9 protein-coding genes are annotated in these 17,386 nt (G+C 39.8%); 6 read left to right on the plus strand and 3 right to left on the minus strand.

Annotated features, from left to right (window positions below):
* Positions 1-70: 70 nt before the first annotated feature.
* The 3 genes from ACROAE_RS06950 to ACROAE_RS06960 all read right to left on the minus strand — a co-directional run bounded on the left by ACROAE_RS06950 (position 71) and on the right by ACROAE_RS06960 (position 5,026).
* Positions 71-424 (minus strand): YkgJ family cysteine cluster protein, encoded by a 354-nt coding sequence (locus ACROAE_RS06950; protein WP_432400263.1) that lies wholly within the window; start codon positions 422-424, stop codon positions 71-73.
* Between the two features lie 171 nt (positions 425-595).
* Positions 596-2,836, minus strand: coding sequence for a peptidase U32 family protein (locus tag ACROAE_RS06955; RefSeq protein WP_432400264.1), 2,241 nt, complete (start codon positions 2,834-2,836; stop codon positions 596-598).
* Positions 2,837-3,424: 588 nt separating this feature from the next.
* The gene (locus tag ACROAE_RS06960) at positions 3,425-5,026 is read right to left on the minus strand and encodes an ABC-F family ATPase (protein WP_432400265.1); all 1,602 of its coding nucleotides are present in this window, start codon (positions 5,024-5,026) and stop codon (positions 3,425-3,427) included.
* A 1,136-nt stretch (positions 5,027-6,162) separates the two neighbouring features.
* Between ACROAE_RS06960 and ACROAE_RS06965 the strand changes: the two genes are divergently transcribed.
* The 6 genes from ACROAE_RS06965 (at position 6,163) to ACROAE_RS06990 (ending at position 17,380) form a co-directional block, all read left to right on the plus strand.
* Positions 6,163-9,045 (plus strand): EAL domain-containing protein, encoded by a 2,883-nt coding sequence (locus ACROAE_RS06965; RefSeq protein WP_432400266.1) that lies wholly within the window; start codon positions 6,163-6,165, stop codon positions 9,043-9,045.
* A gap of 142 nt (positions 9,046-9,187) precedes the next feature.
* Positions 9,188-9,730 carry a VF530 family DNA-binding protein gene (locus ACROAE_RS06970; RefSeq protein WP_432400267.1) on the plus strand — a complete coding sequence of 181 codons (543 nt, stop codon included), beginning with the start codon at positions 9,188-9,190 and terminating at the stop codon, positions 9,728-9,730.
* A gap of 421 nt (positions 9,731-10,151) precedes the next feature.
* Positions 10,152-11,054, plus strand: coding sequence for a dienelactone hydrolase family protein (locus ACROAE_RS06975; RefSeq protein WP_432400268.1), 903 nt, complete (start codon positions 10,152-10,154; stop codon positions 11,052-11,054).
* A gap of 207 nt (positions 11,055-11,261) precedes the next feature.
* Complete coding sequence (locus ACROAE_RS06980) at positions 11,262-12,095, plus strand: response regulator (protein WP_432400269.1); 834 nt, start codon at positions 11,262-11,264, stop codon at positions 12,093-12,095.
* A 99-nt stretch (positions 12,096-12,194) separates the two neighbouring features.
* Positions 12,195-15,203, plus strand: a complete 3,009-nt coding sequence (locus tag ACROAE_RS06985; protein WP_432400270.1) for a chemotaxis protein CheB — start codon at positions 12,195-12,197, stop codon at positions 15,201-15,203.
* A gap of 107 nt (positions 15,204-15,310) precedes the next feature.
* Positions 15,311-17,380: an EAL domain-containing protein gene (locus ACROAE_RS06990; protein ID WP_432400271.1), complete on the plus strand. Its 2,070-nt coding sequence runs from the start codon at positions 15,311-15,313 to the stop codon at positions 17,378-17,380.
* Positions 17,381-17,386 lie beyond the last annotated feature (6 nt).

The raw sequence follows: 17,386 nt of genomic DNA on the forward strand, positions 1-17,386 counted from the left end.
TAAATCCATTTTGTAACCCACATCTTGTATGTAATGGTCACTTATTAATGCAGAATGGTATAAATGAATGCTACACCAATACCTGACGAGTGTTGGCTATGTAATGATGGATTTGCTGTTCTGTTTTAGTGTCGATCATTTTTTCTGGTCCGCGATCTTCAGGGCATGGCATCCGTGGGGTGGTGCCAAACAGTCTGCAAATCAGCGGCCGCTGTTCATACACTTCGCAGCCATTAGGGCCTAAATGAACACAGTTCCATTCTGCTAACGCGGCATCATGCTCGGCATCGGTTTTAACCGGTAACCTTGCCATTTCAGCTGATGATGTGGTGACAGGCCCACAGCAATCGTGACAACCGGGTTTGCATGCAAAAGACGGAATGCGTTCACGGAGTAGATCGACTATTTCTATGTCATTTCTCATAGGGTGACTTCTTTTCAATACGTTGTTGTTTATCGTTTGTGCCTTGTGCTCTTAGATTGGGTATAAAAGCACTCGCGCCATTGTTATTGACTCAGTGCATTGATGCTATCGTTACGACGGTTATCGATACGACTTTTATCATTACAACTGAGCCAATGAGTATGGTCAGTTTTATAAACCTTGTTGGTATTGCGCGTTCGTCGACACTGTGACCAATTGATTAAGTTCTATTTTGGCTTCGGAAACACCTTTCAATACATTTTCAAAATGGTTAACCAATTGCACTTTGTCAATTTCAGCTTTCGAGCCAGAACCAATATTGGTTAAGTCGATAAAGAACTCGTCAAACAAGTGAGATAAGTCTTCAACCGCTTCAATGTTTAAGAACTGCTCGTGGTTATAAATACTCGGATAACCCCCTTTTTGCTTATCTACTGCAAACGAGATCCCTTTGACGTTAGTAATCGTGGTGGCTTTTTCACACTTAAGCATGCAGCCATCTTCGATACTGGGCTTATTACAACCCACCGTTTGTTGGAAAAAGCATTGGCGGCTGGTCATCATCAAAATGGGATGATAGATGCTGTAAAGCAGTTTAAAGTTTGCTGGTCTGGCGATGTTTCTAATTTGATTGCGATTAATCTCATTAGAAATAAACGCGCCAGCGCAATTTAACTGCTCTTGCAGTGTGAGTAAGGCATAAGAGTTTGTAGTATTTAAAAACGGCCCAGCAATCCATTCAATCCCCATTTCATAAGCTTTAAATGCCACACCGGTATTATTACTGACAATACGTGCAGGTTTTACCGCTTCTAACAGTCGTACCGATTCTGCATAGTCTTTACCAATCAATACGGCTGGAAACCACGGGATGAGTCTTGGATTACGCAAAAATATGTCGATGTATTTATTGTCGTTTTTCTTAAAGCTTTCTGGCAGCTTAAAGTAAATATCGGCATCGGTGACATCGCATAAGTTAATGTCTTTCTCGTCACTGATCAGCAATGATAGCGTCGGTGTTTCGGTCACTTTTGGGTGTTTAACTAACTTTGGTAGCGTGACTGCGCCAATGTATTCACGTTGAGTGAGTTGCAATAATAATTGGTTTTTAAGCTGCGTAAGCTGGCTAAAGGGCAATGTTAAATCGGTATCGAGGTTATCAAAATTAAACGGCTGTAGCAGATAACCCGTGCCTTTTAAGCTCTTAAAGCGTTTTTCAATTGCAGCTTGATCGATTTGTGATTCTGTTGCCGTGGTTAACGTGGTGTCCGATTCGAGCACAAAATGCTGTTCTGGGGTGGTAACCGTGATCGATAACGTTTGGCCCGCTTTACCCGCAAACGCAAGGGTTAACGGTGGTTTAGCGATGCTTAAGTGGTTAATCTTTTCAGCAACTAATTCAACAATGGCATCTTTAGCGGTTGATAATGTGTGTTGTGCTTCCTGGATTTGCACCACAGAAATGGCATTGCTGACGTCGTTGGCATGTTTAAAGCTGTTATCGCGTGGGTTGTCGATAAACATGTCTTTGGTGAGATTACCTTTTAAAAATGAGTTGGTAAAATCGCGGTTAAACACTTTATATAGGTTTGAGTCGTCGGCTAATAACTTGCCTGTGTCGACAAATTGATCAATCTGCTTACGCCAGCTGTCTACCACGGTGTGGACGTATTGCGCGCCTTTAATTCGGCCTTCAATTTTTAACGAATCTACGCCAGCATCGACCAATTCTGGTAAATCGAAATAGGCTGAGTTGTCTTTTAAATTTAGCGGAAACTTATTGCCCGCAGCGGTGATTTCGTATTCGTCACGACATGCCTGGCTGCAACGCCCGCGGTTACCTGAGTTACCGACACTCACTGAGCTTGAATAACACTGACCTGAGAAGGCAATACACAAGGCGCCATGGACAAACACTTCGGTAAGTACATCGTGATCATGGGCGAGGGTGGTTAAGCTTTTAATTTCACCGAGGTTTAACTCGCGCGATAAATTGACTCGAGTAGCGCCAATTTTAGCCAAGAAACCAATTTGACCTTCATTGTGGGTGGTCAGCTGGGTAGAGGCGTGAATGGCTAACGATGGGAAATGCTTACTGACTAAGTTAAACAAGCCTAAGTCTTGCACGATGATGCCATCGATACCGGTATTAACCAGTTGATTAAGCAATTTTACCAAGGTAGGCACTTCGTTTTCCAGAATAACGATATTCATGGTTAAGAAGACTTCACATTGGTATTGATGAGCCAGTGCTATCACACCAATCAAGTCATCGAACGACAAATTAGCCGCTCGGTTACGGGCGTTGAAGGTATCTAAGCCACAATATACGGCATTAGCGCCGGCTATGATTGCTGCTTTGATTGCATCGACGTCTCCACCGGGTGCCAGTAATTCGATTTTTCTCTTCATGATAGGTTCGCTACTTTTAGTTAATTATTGTTTTACGTTGTTATTTGGCGTGCTATCCACTTAATTACGACTTACACACTTAATTACGACTTACATACTGATGTTAAGTGTTCAAGCGGGTCTATTAGCATTTACGATTGTAACAGCCATAGCGTGATAGCACAGTGTCTTAAATAGACTGGCTGTTAAATAGTTCGATAAACACAAAACACCACAAATATAAAATGGTTTATACCATTCCGCACTAATAAGTGACCACTCAGAATGCGTCCAGCGGTTTTTGATTAAGGCGTCGCTATGTAGTAATGGTTGTTCCCTTTCAAATAGCGAGAACGCAGAGCAAGAGCCGCTGGGGCATTCCTTTCAGGCGAGTGTTAAAAGGGCTTACACTGCGTTGCATGACTTCGAAAGAGAACCACTATTCATTCAGTCATTCGCCTTGTTTAAGCCCTTTTAAATTCTCGCTGAGAGATCACTTACTAACGCGGAATGGTATTAGATAGAAAAGGCCTCCGTTTATGGTGTGTCACCACATAAACGAAAGCCTTTGAGGTGTGCGAGTGAGTGTTTCACTTGCACACATAACAACTACTTTTTAGCTATTGATTCAGCCTGGCTTGCAAGATATTCATCGAAAGTACCTTGGAAGTTAATTAACTTTTTATCTTTTACATCAATGATCCGCGTTGCAAGTGATGACACAAACTCACGGTCATGACTAACAAATATCAAAGTGCCTTCAAATAATTTCAACGCTTGATTTAATGCTTCAATCGCTTCCATGTCCATGTGGTTAGTGGGTTCGTCCATGACCAACACGTTAATGTCCATCATCATTAACTTACCGAATAACAAGCGGTTTTTCTCACCACCTGAACAGTTACGCACTTTTTTGTTGGCGTCATCTTCGGTAAATAATAAACGACCTAGCATGCCACGGACCATTAAGTCGTTATGCTTAGGAGTACGCCACAACGACATCCAATCAAATAAAGTCATGTCATTGTCAAAGTCGGCACTGCTGTCTTGCGGGCAATAACCAATGGCCGCATTTTCTGACCATTTGATTCGACCATGATTATGTTGAAGTTCGTTCACCAAACAACGTAATAGGGTTGTTTTACCCACGCCGTTTTCACCGATAATCGCCAGTTTAGAACCGGCTTCTAGAATGAGGTCGCCGTGTTCAAATAACACTTCTTCAAATCCATGGCCTAACTCCTCAAGCACGAGGGCCTGGCGATGTAATTTTTTCGATTCAGTAAAGCGAATTGATGGGGTAATACGGCTAGACGATTTAACATCATCAAGCTTAATTTTATCCATTTTCTTTGCGCGTGAACTGGCTTGTTTCGCTTTAGAGGCGTTAGCACCAAAGCGGTTAACGAAGTCTTGTAGTTCGTCAATTTCAGCACTTTTCTTAGCGTTACCTGCTAATAGCTGCTCACGAATAAGGCTTGACTGCTCTAGGAAGTATTCGTAGTTACCTGGGTAAATACGTAATTCGCCGTAGTCGATGTCGGCCATATGAGTACACACAGAGTTCAGGAAGTGTCTGTCGTGCGAAATGATGATCATGGTGCACTTACGTTTGTTTAGCTCTTCGGCTAACCAACTAATTGTATGAATGTCCAGGTTGTTGGTTGGTTCGTCGAGTAACAAGATATCTGGGTTGGCGAATAAGGCTTGTGCTAATAACACACGCAATTTCCAACCGGGCGCCACTTGCTGCATTAACCCGTAGTGAAATGATTCATCGATACCGGCTTCAAGTAAGATTTCACCGGCACGACTTTCTGCGGTGTAACCGTCCATTTCAGCAAATTCGCTTTCAAGATCGCCAACACGCATGCCGTCTTCATCAGTCATTTCTGCTTTAGCATAAATACTGTCGCGTTCTTGTTTCACTTTCCAAAGTCTTACGTCACCCATGATCACAGCATCAACGACGCTGAATTTTTCAAAGGCGAACTGGTCTTGGCTCAATGTACCGACTTTTAAACCTGGAGTGATGGATACGTTACCTGAGGTGGGGGCTAACGCGCCACTGAGGATCTTCATGAATGTGGATTTGCCACAGCCATTTGCGCCAATTAAGCCGTAACGATTGCCATGGCCAAATTGCGCCGAAATGTTTTCAAACAACGGCTCTGGGCCAAACTGCATAGTAATATTAGCGGTAGAAATCAAAACAAGTTTCCATAGAGTGGTACAGCATTGTTATCGACAAGCGGCTAGGGCGTAGCATTGTGAGAATAAGACTGATAGGACGTAATATATAAGGTCGCGGATTATACAGGGAAGTGGTCAATTGTCGATTTATTATCGTGTTATTGTTTCGTGCTAATACAACGCGAATACTCAGTTGTTACGTTGCTAGAATACCTTGTGCTTACTTTGCTAGAATTCTTTGTGCTTACTTTGTAAATAATGCGGTAAAGACTTAGACAGCGTGGTCAGTCAAATAAGATTGGCCAAATCAGGCCGATTGACGTCATCCATAGCGGTTGCAAATAGGGTTTTATCCAGCATCTGGCCAGAATACTCGAATAAACAAGACCACGGAATCACCCGTTATTTGCAGCTCTGTAACGGTATTATCGCTACAAGTGAACGACCTATATCTCATGTAAGTCAGTTTTCGCTGATTTTGGGACGACTTTTAGATCACTTGGGGATGACGTTGGGCTGAGTTAAACAACCCGTTTCCGCGAGTTATTGTGGTTTTAAAGAGGATGCTCACCTGAATGTAAATACACATAAAGTGCATAAACAACAGCTTCAGCGCGTTTTGATGATAATTAAATACGAAACCTGTCGCAGAATACTATATTGGATATGGTTGTTAACAATCAGTGATAAAGGTGTTAGTTTAATGTAACTTGATTAGGTGAATTGCTATGCAATTAGGCCTAAGTTGTTTTATGGCCGTTTTGACAATTGCGATTCAGTTGCTGTGATGGTTTTATCGGCTTGGATTGATCATTTGTGTGTACTTGATCACAAGAAACAACTTTAAATAAGCCTCAGCTAAATTAATCATCATTTTTTTAGGTAATTGATTATAATCATCTAAAATAAAAACCTTAAACATTGTAATGTTAACTGAGTGCCGTAAAAAATCGATTCAGATTTGCTTAGGTTTGTAGTTTTGTTGCGACTTACCGTGACTGTTCTACCCTTAAAGGCCGCCACAAAAAGATGTCATACGACTTACTATTTGGGTTTTTCGTGATCCTAGGCTTTGCAGTGTCAATCTCATAGTAACAATCTCATATAAATTTAAAGCGCGACTGTTTGTCTCTTTATGGTTATGGAATGATTTAATGATAATAAAAACATGGAATATTACTATTACAGCCGTATTTTTTGCGCTGTGCCTACTGTTTTTTTATCCTATCGCATTTGCCGTTGAAAGCGTTTCTGCTAGAACCGATTTTGCTAAAAATGATTCTGCTCAAAATGATTTTGCTAAAAATGACTCTGATAATAATGATCCTGCAAATAGTGTTTCAACGAATAGCATTCTTGCTGAAAGCGCTCCAGCTTCTAGTGCTGCAAAGCTCAACGTTCCAGTCATCCCTGCGACTCATTTATTAACCCCGCAAGAATTACAGTGGTTAGCTCAACATCAGCCCATTACCGTGGGAGTCGATGGCTACTTTCCTCCCTATAGTTTTATCAATGAACACGGCCAATCGGTCGGTATGGCCGTAGATACCTTAACCCTAATAGGCAAAAAACTCGGAATTACGTTTGTTGTAGATGGTGAACATCGGTGGGAAAACATCGTTAATAATCTGTATAAAAGCCAAATTGATATGGTATTAACCATGGTTAATACACCCGATCGCTCAGCAGAGTTTAGTTTTACGACACCTATCATCTTTAAATCGTTGGTGATTATTACTAAAAAAAGCAAAATTTCGATACTGAATCGCGGAGATATAGCCGGTAAAACGCTGGCATTAGTTAACGGGTATCATTATTCCGATAAAGTCAGAGCTGAGTTTCCTTCTGTGACGCCGTATTATGTTGATACCATGCGTGAAGCGTTAGAGGCGGTACAAGCAGGCCATGCGGATGCTGCGATTAGCTTTTTAGCTGCGGCCAATTATTTTCAGCTTAAATACAATTTTGCAGATTTAAAAGTAGCTGCATTTTACGAAAAAAATCAAGCTAATGAATCAATTGCTGTTAGAAATGATTTACCGTTACTCACCAGCATTATGCAAAAAGGCATTGACTCGTTAACGGCTCCCGAAATAAAAGCCATCAATGAAGCATGGGGCGCCAATATTAGTTTACCAAAAGATTATCAAGAGTTTATCGAATTAGCCGTGGTGGCGGGTGCGCTTATTTTGCTGCTCATGATTTGGGTTATGCAAACAAGGCTCAATAACCGTGCGCTATTGTTAGCCAATAATAAAGTAGAAGCAGCCAATAGCGAATTAAAGCAGATTAAAGATAATCTACAAAGCTTAGTGTCAGAGCGAACTTTACAACTGACCCACAGCGAGAACCGCTATCGAGGTTTGGTTGAGTCATTAGAAGATGAGTATATTTTTTATCAGCATGATACCAATGGTTTTGTTCATTATGTTAGCCCGTCGGTGACTCATATTCTGGGCCATACGATTAGCGGTTTTGGTGATTATTATTTTAAATTTTTAACCGACAACCCAAAAAACAAAGCAATTTCGGGTTATATAAAGCGGATTTTAAGCGGTGAACACTTACCGCCATTTGATATGGAATTGTTTGATGTCGACGGCAATCCCCACAGCTTTGAAGTGTTAGAACGCCCAATGTATGATGAAGACGGGCAGTGCATTGGTTGTGAAGGCATTGCCCATGATGTGACTGCACGCAAACAGCAACAAGATGACCTGTATCAGCTGTCGCACTTTGATGACTTAACGGGTTTGGCGAATCGTTACTATTTTAAATTGCTCCTAGAAGATGAAATTCAGCTGTGCCATAAAACGAGCCAACCTTTAGCATTATTATTTTTAGATTTAACCCGCTTTAAAGTGATTAACGATAACTTTGGTCATAGTGCAGGCGACCATATTCTCAAGCAAGCCGCAGATAGAATTATAAAGAGCCTTAAAGGCAAGTACGTTGTGTCACGTTTTGGTGGCGACAAATTTTGTATCTCTTTGCCCAATACTAGCGCTGCAACGGCTAATATCATTTCCCTGGATTTAATCGATACCTTTAAGCTTCATTTTGAATTTTTAGAGCAAACCATTATTTTAGGTTGCCGAGTGGGGATCAGTGTTTTTCCTAACGATGGCAACGATGCGGAAGCCATATTGAGTCAGGCGGATTCAGCATTATATGAGGCTAAAAAGACCCCATTTTGTGTCGCATTTTGTAATAAAGAACAGGCTATGTTTAATAAAAAACGCCTTTTAATAGAACAAAGCTTACGTCAAGCGTTATTGGTTTCGACGCTGCAACATTCGCAATTATTTATGGTGTATCAGCCTTTAATTGAATTGTCTGGATATCAATTATCGGGCTTTGAAGCGTTAATTCGCTGGGAACACCCTGAATTAGGCGTTATTTCACCTGCTGAATTTATTCCCGTTGCCGAAGATACTGGGTTAATTTTCGAACTCAGCCGCTGGGTGCTGAGCACCGTATGTGAGCAGTTAGTGATATGGAATAAGCAAGGGTTTGATTTTAAGCGTGTATCAGTAAATTTGTCCGCGCTAGACTTAATGAATACCTTGTTGGCTGAGGAGTTATTAGCGCTTATTGAAAAGCATGGCGCGCAGCCGAGTTGGTTTAAGTTTGAAATTACTGAAACAGCCTTAATGGCAATACCTGAACAATCAATTGATATTTTACAACAATTACGAGCGGCAAACGTACATGTGGCAATTGATGATTTTGGTACGGGATATTCGTCTTTAGCGTACCTTAAATCTTTGCCGGCGACGACGTTAAAAATCGATCAATCATTTATACGCAACCTCATGGATTCAGCTGAAGATCAAGCTGTGGTGAAGGCGGTGATTAGCATGGCACATTCTTTAGACAAAATTGTCACGGCAGAGGGCGTAGAATTGCAAGAGCAAGTTGATTATTTGGTCAAGCATGGTTGCGATATTGCTCAAGGGTATTTTTTCTACCGGCCATTAAGTGTTACTGAAGTCAGCATACGTTTTATTGATTCTGATGAGCAGACGTTGAGTTAGTTTAATTACAATTGGGTTGATAGCTTACCCGTATTTCACAACATAACTCAAAATCATCAGATTTAGTCGCAGTATTAGCGACTTTGTTGATACTATATGCATAAATGCCGAATTGGCAGGCAAGACAGAATTGGAAATACCCATGGTAGAAGAACAACAAAACAATCCATTACATGGACTTAAGCTTGAGACATTAATTACCGAGCTGGTTGAATGTTACGATTGGAAAATTTTATACGCAGCGTTAAAACTTGAATGCTTCCACTTGAATCCGTCTATTGAAGGTTGCCTTAAGTTTTTAAAGAAAACCGAATGGGCGAGAGAAAAAGTTGAGCACTTTTATCTGTACCGTTACAAGCGTATGCCTAAAGCCGTGGGTGCACAGTTTGACCTTAAACCGCGTGAACGTGGTTTTGCTCCAGGCATTATGCCGCGTAAACCAATGGAATTGACCTTTGAGTCTATCGCAAGAATGCATGAGCTAGCCGCAGAAAACTTTGAAACTAACCGCAATGCTAATGGACCACGAGGTTCAGGTAGGCCGCAAGGTAATAGAAAGAATTCTGGTTATGATAACCGCGCCGGCGCAGGTCAATCATCGAATTCATACCGTCGTGATGGTGATAGTTCATCTAAACCAAGCCGAGCAGTATCGTCCGATCCCAGTAATCCTTGGGGTAAGTAATCGTCAAGCCTCGAGAAGATAACGTTTCAGTTATAGCCTCAGTTACAAAAAAGCCCTGAATTATCAGGGCTTTTTTGTTTTTAGATATATGTAATCCCCATCTGCTTACACTGCGATGCATGACTTCGAAAGATAACCACTATTCATTCAGTCATTCGCCTTGTTTAGGCCCTTTTACACTCTTGCTGAGTCGCGGAATGCTATCATTTACTTCAACGTTTTCATCTATCATATTGAGTGTTCGTTTCTTGGTTAATTAACCCACCGAAACAACCTTTTATTGCTCTTATCCTCTTAAAACGGATGGGTTTTTCGTGTTGAACCTAAACTATCTTTTTAGCGTATGATAAATTTGAAATAGTGATATTACGGTGTAAGCTAATATTGCATTGGTGAAACTAACTATTAGAGGGATCTCATTTTGAAAGACACGTCTAAATCAATACCCCAAGAAGCGTTTGATTGGTATGACTCCTATGCGCATTGCGGCATGGGTAGACGTACGTTTATCGCTAAGCTTGGTTCGTTAGTGGCGCTTGGTTATTCAATGAGTGTATTAACGTCCGCTTTACTGCCCAATTATGCGTTAGCAGAACAGGTATCGTTTAATGATGACGATATAAAAGCGACTTATGTGCAATTTGATTCACCGTTAGGTCACGGCAAAGGGCGAGGTTACCTGGTCGAGCCTACCAATGTTCAACTTACCAACAAAGAAGGCTTGTTGCCTGTTGTCTTGGTGGTGCATGAAAATCGTGGTTTAAACCCCTACATTGAAGACGTCGCCAGGCGCTTAGCCAAAGCTGGGTATATCGCGTTGGCCCCCGATGCTTTATTCCCATTAGGTGGCTATCCTGGTAATGACGATGAGGGCCGGCAAATGCAGAGCACACTCGACAGAACTAAAATTGAACAAGATTTTGTTGCGGCAGCAGAGTTTTTAAAAGCCAATCCTCGCAGTAATGGCAAATTAGGCGCGGTTGGTTTTTGTTTTGGTGGGTATATCGTTAATTATCTTGCTGCAGTTAAACCTGATTTATTGCAAGCCGGCGTGCCTTTTTACGGTACACCCGCAGCCAAAGCATTAAGAGCCGAAATCAAAGCACCGTTATTGATTCAGTTAGCAGAACTTGATGAGCGTGTAAATGCCACCTGGGCAGAATACGAGCAAGACTTAGTGGCAGCTAAAGTGCCTTACACCATGCACATGTACGACAAAGCCAATCATGGTTTTCATAATGACTCAACAGCACGCTTTGATGAAGCGAATGCTGAGCTTGCGTGGAAAAGAACATTAGCTTTCTTTGAAAAACATATCCAATAAGATTCGCGAATTAAAGGGCAATTTTGCTCTTTAACGTGAGTTTATTAAGTTAAATATATCCTGACACAGGGGTTACGATGACTTTATATTTATCTAATGGACACTTATGCTAACGACTATAATCATATAGTATGGTTAAAGGTAAAGCATAATAAGAAAACAAAGGAAGTGACACATTGACCTTTTTTACCATTAGCTTGATACATAATGTCTGAGCAAAATCGAATTGAAATAGAGTTAAGTCAAGTCATCGCTCGTTATGGTGTCCCTTCGATTTTACTAGCAGATGATAGTTTAACTCAGCAATTTGTGATTAAAGCGGTATTACAAAACGTTGGGCTCGGTGTAGATTGCGTTGATGACGGTAAAAAAGCACTTTCCCAAATTAAACACAAACACTATGACATTGTCTTAATGGACATTCAAATGCCTATACTTGATGGCATTTCTGCAACCCAACAAATTAGACAATTCAGCTCATTTGACGTGTTACCCATTATTGCCCTAACGGGCGATACAGAGCTTAATGCTCTCTCATCTGATAAAACGGCGTTGTTTAATGCGTTTTTACAAAAACCGGTAGATAGTCATCTGCTTATCGACACCATTATCTCGTTTTGGGTACCGCAACAAGACGCTTCATCAATACATCATCAGCAAACCGCACTAGCAAGTGATAATAAACACCTTGTCAATTCAATCGCACAACTTGCACTACATCCGTCATTTGACCTGAGTGGCGGTGTGTATGAATGGGTGGGCGATGCAGCGTACTTACGCGTGTTAAGTGCATTTTTACGAGTATACAAGCCTTATGTTTCTTCACTCGACTTAGCAGGCTATCAAGGGTTGTCACAAGTTGAACTACATCGGTTTTTTCATAAACTTAACAGTGCCGCTGCAAACATAGGTGCTATCGATTTAATGAACGCTATTGAGCAATTTCAGCAAAATAGCGATGCTAGTATTCATCAGGTTAACAACGAATTAAGGCGAGTCATTGACATGCTTATGCCATTAGATTCGATTAACAAAAAATAAACATTCTTTTCATGGTACATCGATTTTATTTCATTGTATTATACTAAAAAATTGTCATATATAACAAAAATGCACGTTATTATAAATGGAGTTTATTGAATGCCAGAAGAGCAGTTACCGGATTTGAAAACAAGCACCAACAACCAACCACCAAAATTAATTGTGGTGGGCGTCGGCGCGAGTGCCGGTGGACTTGAGGCTTTACAATCGCTTCTGTCAAATATGCCAACCGATAGTGGAATGGCCTTGGTTGTAGCGCAACATTTGTCTCCCTCTTATAAGAGTATGATGACAGAGCTGCTCGAAAAAGAATCGACGATTTCAGTGGTAACGGCAATCGATAATGCACCAATAGAATCCAATAAAGTGTACATTTGCCCACCTAATTCAAACATTGAAATTACTGCAAACGACCGAATTAAGTTATTAAGTTATCCCGATGTGAGGCATACGCCACGCCCATCTGTTGATATGTTATTTGAGTCGATTGCCGAGCATAAAAAAGATTTTGCCATTGGTGTTGTGTTATCGGGAACCGGAACCGACGGCAGTCGAGGTATACGCGCCATTAAAGGTGAAAATGGCTTTGGTATTGTGCAAGACCCTCATGATGCTAAGTATGATGGTATGCCCAACTCTGCGATTAATTCTGGTCATGTAGACCTTATTTTGCAAGCGACTGAAATTGGTCATGAACTGAAAAATATTATTCATTTCCCGAGAAATACAGGCATTGATAATGACGGCACCATGCCGCGAGAAACCTATCAGGGCATTATTAAGCAATTAAAAGCTCGGCGTAATGTCGATTTTTCGCTTTATAAAGAAAATACTATTTTACGTAGAATTGAACGTCGTATGACGTCATTAAAAATTCATCATTCAGCTGACTATTTGGCGCACCTGCAAGATAATAAAGAAGAAATCAATTACTTGTTTAACGACATGTTAATTGGCGTCACGTCTTTTTTCAGAGACCCACGTGCGTTTGATAATTTACAACGTGAATTAGCTAATTACATTCAAAACAAATCCAATAAGTCGTTACGGTTTTGGTGTGTTGCTTGCTCAACGGGTGAAGAACCTTATACGCTGGCCATTATTTTAAGTGAGATCCTCGGTGACAAGATTGATGATTATAAGATTCAAATTTTTGCCACTGATATTGATCAAAATTCGATTAATTTTGCTCGCTTAGGGGTTTATCCTGAAACTGCGTTAAATTTCATACCTCGCACAATTAAAAACAAATATTTTCTGCTCAATAGCGAACAATATGAATTGATTAAGCCTATTAAATCGAAAGTCATATTTTCGGTTCATGACGTTAACAACGATCCACCATTTTTGCGTCTTGATTTGATTACTTGTCGAAACTTGATGATTTACTTTACCGTTGAGCTCCAACGTCAAATATTGCCAATGTTCCATTATGCACTCAACCCGAAAGGGTTATTGATGCTTGGGCAGTCTGAATCTATTGGTGTGTTTCAAGAACAATATCGACCGCTATCTAAAACTGGTAAGATTTATGAAACTCTGTTTGTTGGTAAGCAACTACCGCCAGAGCGTAAAACGTCTCGAGGTATTAGTTTAACAACCAATAATATGAAAGAGCTAAAGCCGGTACTAAGCTCGCAACATAATCGCAATAAAGTTGATGCAGAACTGACAAACATTATTGCTGATACGTTGCGTGAATTCGTGTTACCTAACGCTATTTTATTAAATGAGAACCAAGATATCATCTTCACCCAAGGTGATAATGCGTTGTTGGTTCGTCCAACAGGTTTACCGTCAAATAATATTTTTAAAAATCTTCATCCGCAACTATCAATCGACTTGCGCAGTGCGTTTCATAATATCCAAAACGGTCAAAAAGTTGCAGATACGGGTTACCAATCATTTAAGTTAAATGACGAGAATGTTTGGGTTAAGTTGATTTTGATGACAATTGAGAGAGAAGGGCCACTCGGTCGTTTAACTCTTATTTTTTCGCAAATTGAACTGCCCGAAAATATTCCGTTGCTTACCACGGATAAGCAAGAAACCTCCAATCAAGCTATTGCCCTTGAGCAGCAACGTTTGTTAGCAAAAACCAAAGAGCAATTACAAAATGTGATTGAAGAGCTAGAAACCTCAAATGAGGAAATGCAGTCCATGAACGAAGAACTGCAAAGCTCAAATGAAGAATTACAAAGCTCCAATGAAGAATTAGAAACGACTAACGAAGAGTTACAGTCTACCAACGAAGAATTACAAACGGCCTACGCTGAATTGCGCATGGCCTATGAAGAACGCGAACATCAACGGATTGAATTAGACAGACTCAAAGTTGATTTAGAGCATTCTAATACCTTACAACATGAAGCGGAAAGATCAGCACAGATGGGATCGTGGTTTTGGGATCTGACTACTCGCAAACTTGAGTGGAGTAATGGTTGTTATGAACTCTTTGGTCTGGATAAAGAAGTGTTCCATCCTTCGTATGAAGCATTTATCGGCTTAGCGTCAGGTGAATACCGTAGTCGTTTAGAAGAGCAATTAACCAATTTATTGCATAACAAAGCGACTCAACCTTTTATTTTTGAAGCTTTGGATGTTGATCGAAATATTAGTATTATGTCGTTAGAGGCGGTTGTGTCATTTAATGATTTAAAGCAAGCCACCCGAGTCATGGGCACTATCCGAGACATTACTAACTCGGTTATGAAAGAAAAAGAACAAGTTGTATATAAAGACACCATCACTTATCTCTTAAACAATACCTTAACGGCATCGTTTGTATTAGATATCGATAAGTTACAAATTGAATACATTAATGCTGCTTTCCAAAAACTACTGGGTTATTCAGAAGTGGTTATCAATGCTTTAGCAGATGAAAAACTATTTACGTTATTTAACACTAAAGATGCGATTATGTTTAAAGGCATTGTCGATAAAGTCTCGCGCTCTACAGTCGGTGAATGCGTTCCTGGAAAATATGCCATTAAACCAAAAGACAGTAATGATTTTATTAATGTGTATGCAAACCATACGGTGTATGAACTTAACGATACCACTGGTTTGCCACAGAAAATGTTAGTGACACTCTTTGCCGCAGATTAATGCAGCATAAAACGTGCAAGTATTAACGTTTGCGGTTATTTAGAAAACAGATTAAATGTCATTTCATTTAAGTATTTGATGACAAGTGTGAAGATTAAGGAGAAGTTTTGGAGCGATATAACGGAATTGGTATCCCATGTATTTCGACAACACATAAGCTTGAAATCGTCGGCTTTAATGATGTTGCCAAAAACATGTTTGGCCGTGCTTTGACGATGTCGCCTATGGGTGACAAAAAAATTGTCTTAACGGCTTTAGTCAATTCTAATGTGTCTAACTTTCTTGCCTGGGTCACTAATAAAGATCAGGATTACATTGAGTTAAAGGTGGTTTGTCATGGTGCGGTTAAGCACTTGGTGGCGAATTTAAAAAATGTTAACGACATCGATTCGCTGGGAAACGAGACCCAATTGTACAACTTTTGTTTCTTCCCGCTGGACAGTTATCACTCATTAAATAAAGATTTTAACCTTTATCGCAGTGTTTATATGCATTCGACTCAGGCGATTTACATTACCGATCATCAACACAATATTGTGTCGGTTAATCCGAGTTTTATTAATTTGTTGAGTCGTTCTTTTAAAGAGGTTATGGGTAAGAATGACGGTATGATATATACCATGGACTCATACGCGAAATTAAAACAATTACTATCAACATTAGACACTGAGCGAGACGATACCAGTGAGCGCTTAGAATGCATCAGGATGTACAAAAATGGTGAGCCTGAAATCATCTGCTGTAAAGTACATATCAATGTCATTTTTGATGAAGAAACTCAAGAAAAGCAATATTTACATATATTAGATGATGTGACGCAGCAGGTTTTAATTGAGAACTCTTTATCTAAAGCGGCCTATACCGACAGTCTAACTGGTTTGTCTAACCGCATGAGCTTTAATGAAAAATTCAAAAATATGCACGATTCAGCTCAACGACTCGGTGAAAAATTATGTGTGTTTTATATCGATTTAGACCGCTTTAAATATTTAAATGACGAGTATGGCCATGATTACGGTGATTTATTACTTAAACATGTAAGCGAACGTTTAGTGGGTTGTTTTAAAAAACAAGACTTAGTGGCAAGAGTGGGTGGTGATGAGTTTGTTGCGGTTATTCAGTCTGATGAAGATATTGATTGCTTTGAGCGCATTGCATTACGGGCTATAAGCGAATTATCTAAGCCTTATACACTCAATGAATTACATTATACTTGTACTTGTAGTATTGGTGTGTCGGTTTATCCCGATGATGCTCTTGACCAAGAATATCTTTTAAAAGCGGCCGACAGTGCCATGTATATTGCTAAACAAAATGGCCGCAATAATTTTGCTTTCTTTGATTTAAACCACAAAAAAACTGAAGATAAACATCAAAAAATCATTAAAGTTGTTGAAAAAGCATTAGCAGATAAAAAGATTATTCCTTTTTTTCAGCCAATTCACGATGTCGATACTGGTGAATTAGTGTCGTTTGAAGCTTTAGCGCGTTATTGTAATGACCAAAATGAAATTTTACCGCCTAGCTATTTTATGCCTTCTATCGAACAAGATGTGTTACTGATAGGTTTGGGTGTAACCATCATTAATCAGGTAGTTACTCAACTTAGAATGCTCGAATCACATGGCATAATGATCCCGATTTCAATTAATTTATCTTCGTATCAATTACTTTCTGAAGTCATTATTAAACAACTCGAAATGGTTGCGCTGCGATTTCCGCAATTTATTCCGTTATTGAAAATTGAGATTACTGAAACATTAATTTTCGAAAACAATCAGTTTGTTGTGGTCAACATTGCTCGCCTAGTCGAATGTGGTTTTAGGCTAATGCTTGATGATTTTGGTACGGGTTATTCATCCATTTATTCATTAAAAAAGTTTAAGTTTGAAACCGTCAAAATTGATAAAACGTTTATTGATGACATCAATTCTAGTAATGTTGAAGATCAAACCTTACTCAATACGATTATCGCTTTAGTCAAAAACCTTAAGTTAAAGATTATTTGCGAAGGTGTTGAAACCGCATCGCAAGTGGCATTTTTGAAGGATCAACACTGTGGTTTTGCACAAGGTTATTATTACTCGCAAGCTATATCTAAAGCTAAAATGCATGACTATATAAAAAAACACAGTAAAACAGCCATTTTTTCGCCCATAAAAACAACAGTTCAATAGAGATTA

The organism is Shewanella sp. MF05960, assembly GCF_050849305.1.
Taxonomy (GTDB): Bacteria; Pseudomonadota; Gammaproteobacteria; order Enterobacterales; family Shewanellaceae; genus Shewanella.

Coding starts and splice junctions, on each gene's coding strand:
- ACROAE_RS06980 (WP_432400269.1), top strand. CDS start 11,262: ATGTCTGAGCAAAATCGAATTGAAATAGAGTTAAGTCAAGTCATCGCT.
- ACROAE_RS06970 (WP_432400267.1), top strand. CDS start 9,188: ATGGTAGAAGAACAACAAAACAATCCATTACATGGACTTAAGCTTGAG.
- ACROAE_RS06950 (WP_432400263.1), bottom strand. CDS start 424: ATGAGAAATGACATAGAAATAGTCGATCTACTCCGTGAACGCATTCCG.
- ACROAE_RS06955 (WP_432400264.1), bottom strand. CDS start 2,836: ATGAAGAGAAAAATCGAATTACTGGCACCCGGTGGAGACGTCGATGCA.
- ACROAE_RS06985 (WP_432400270.1), top strand. CDS start 12,195: ATGCCAGAAGAGCAGTTACCGGATTTGAAAACAAGCACCAACAACCAA.
- ACROAE_RS06965 (WP_432400266.1), top strand. CDS start 6,163: ATGATAATAAAAACATGGAATATTACTATTACAGCCGTATTTTTTGCG.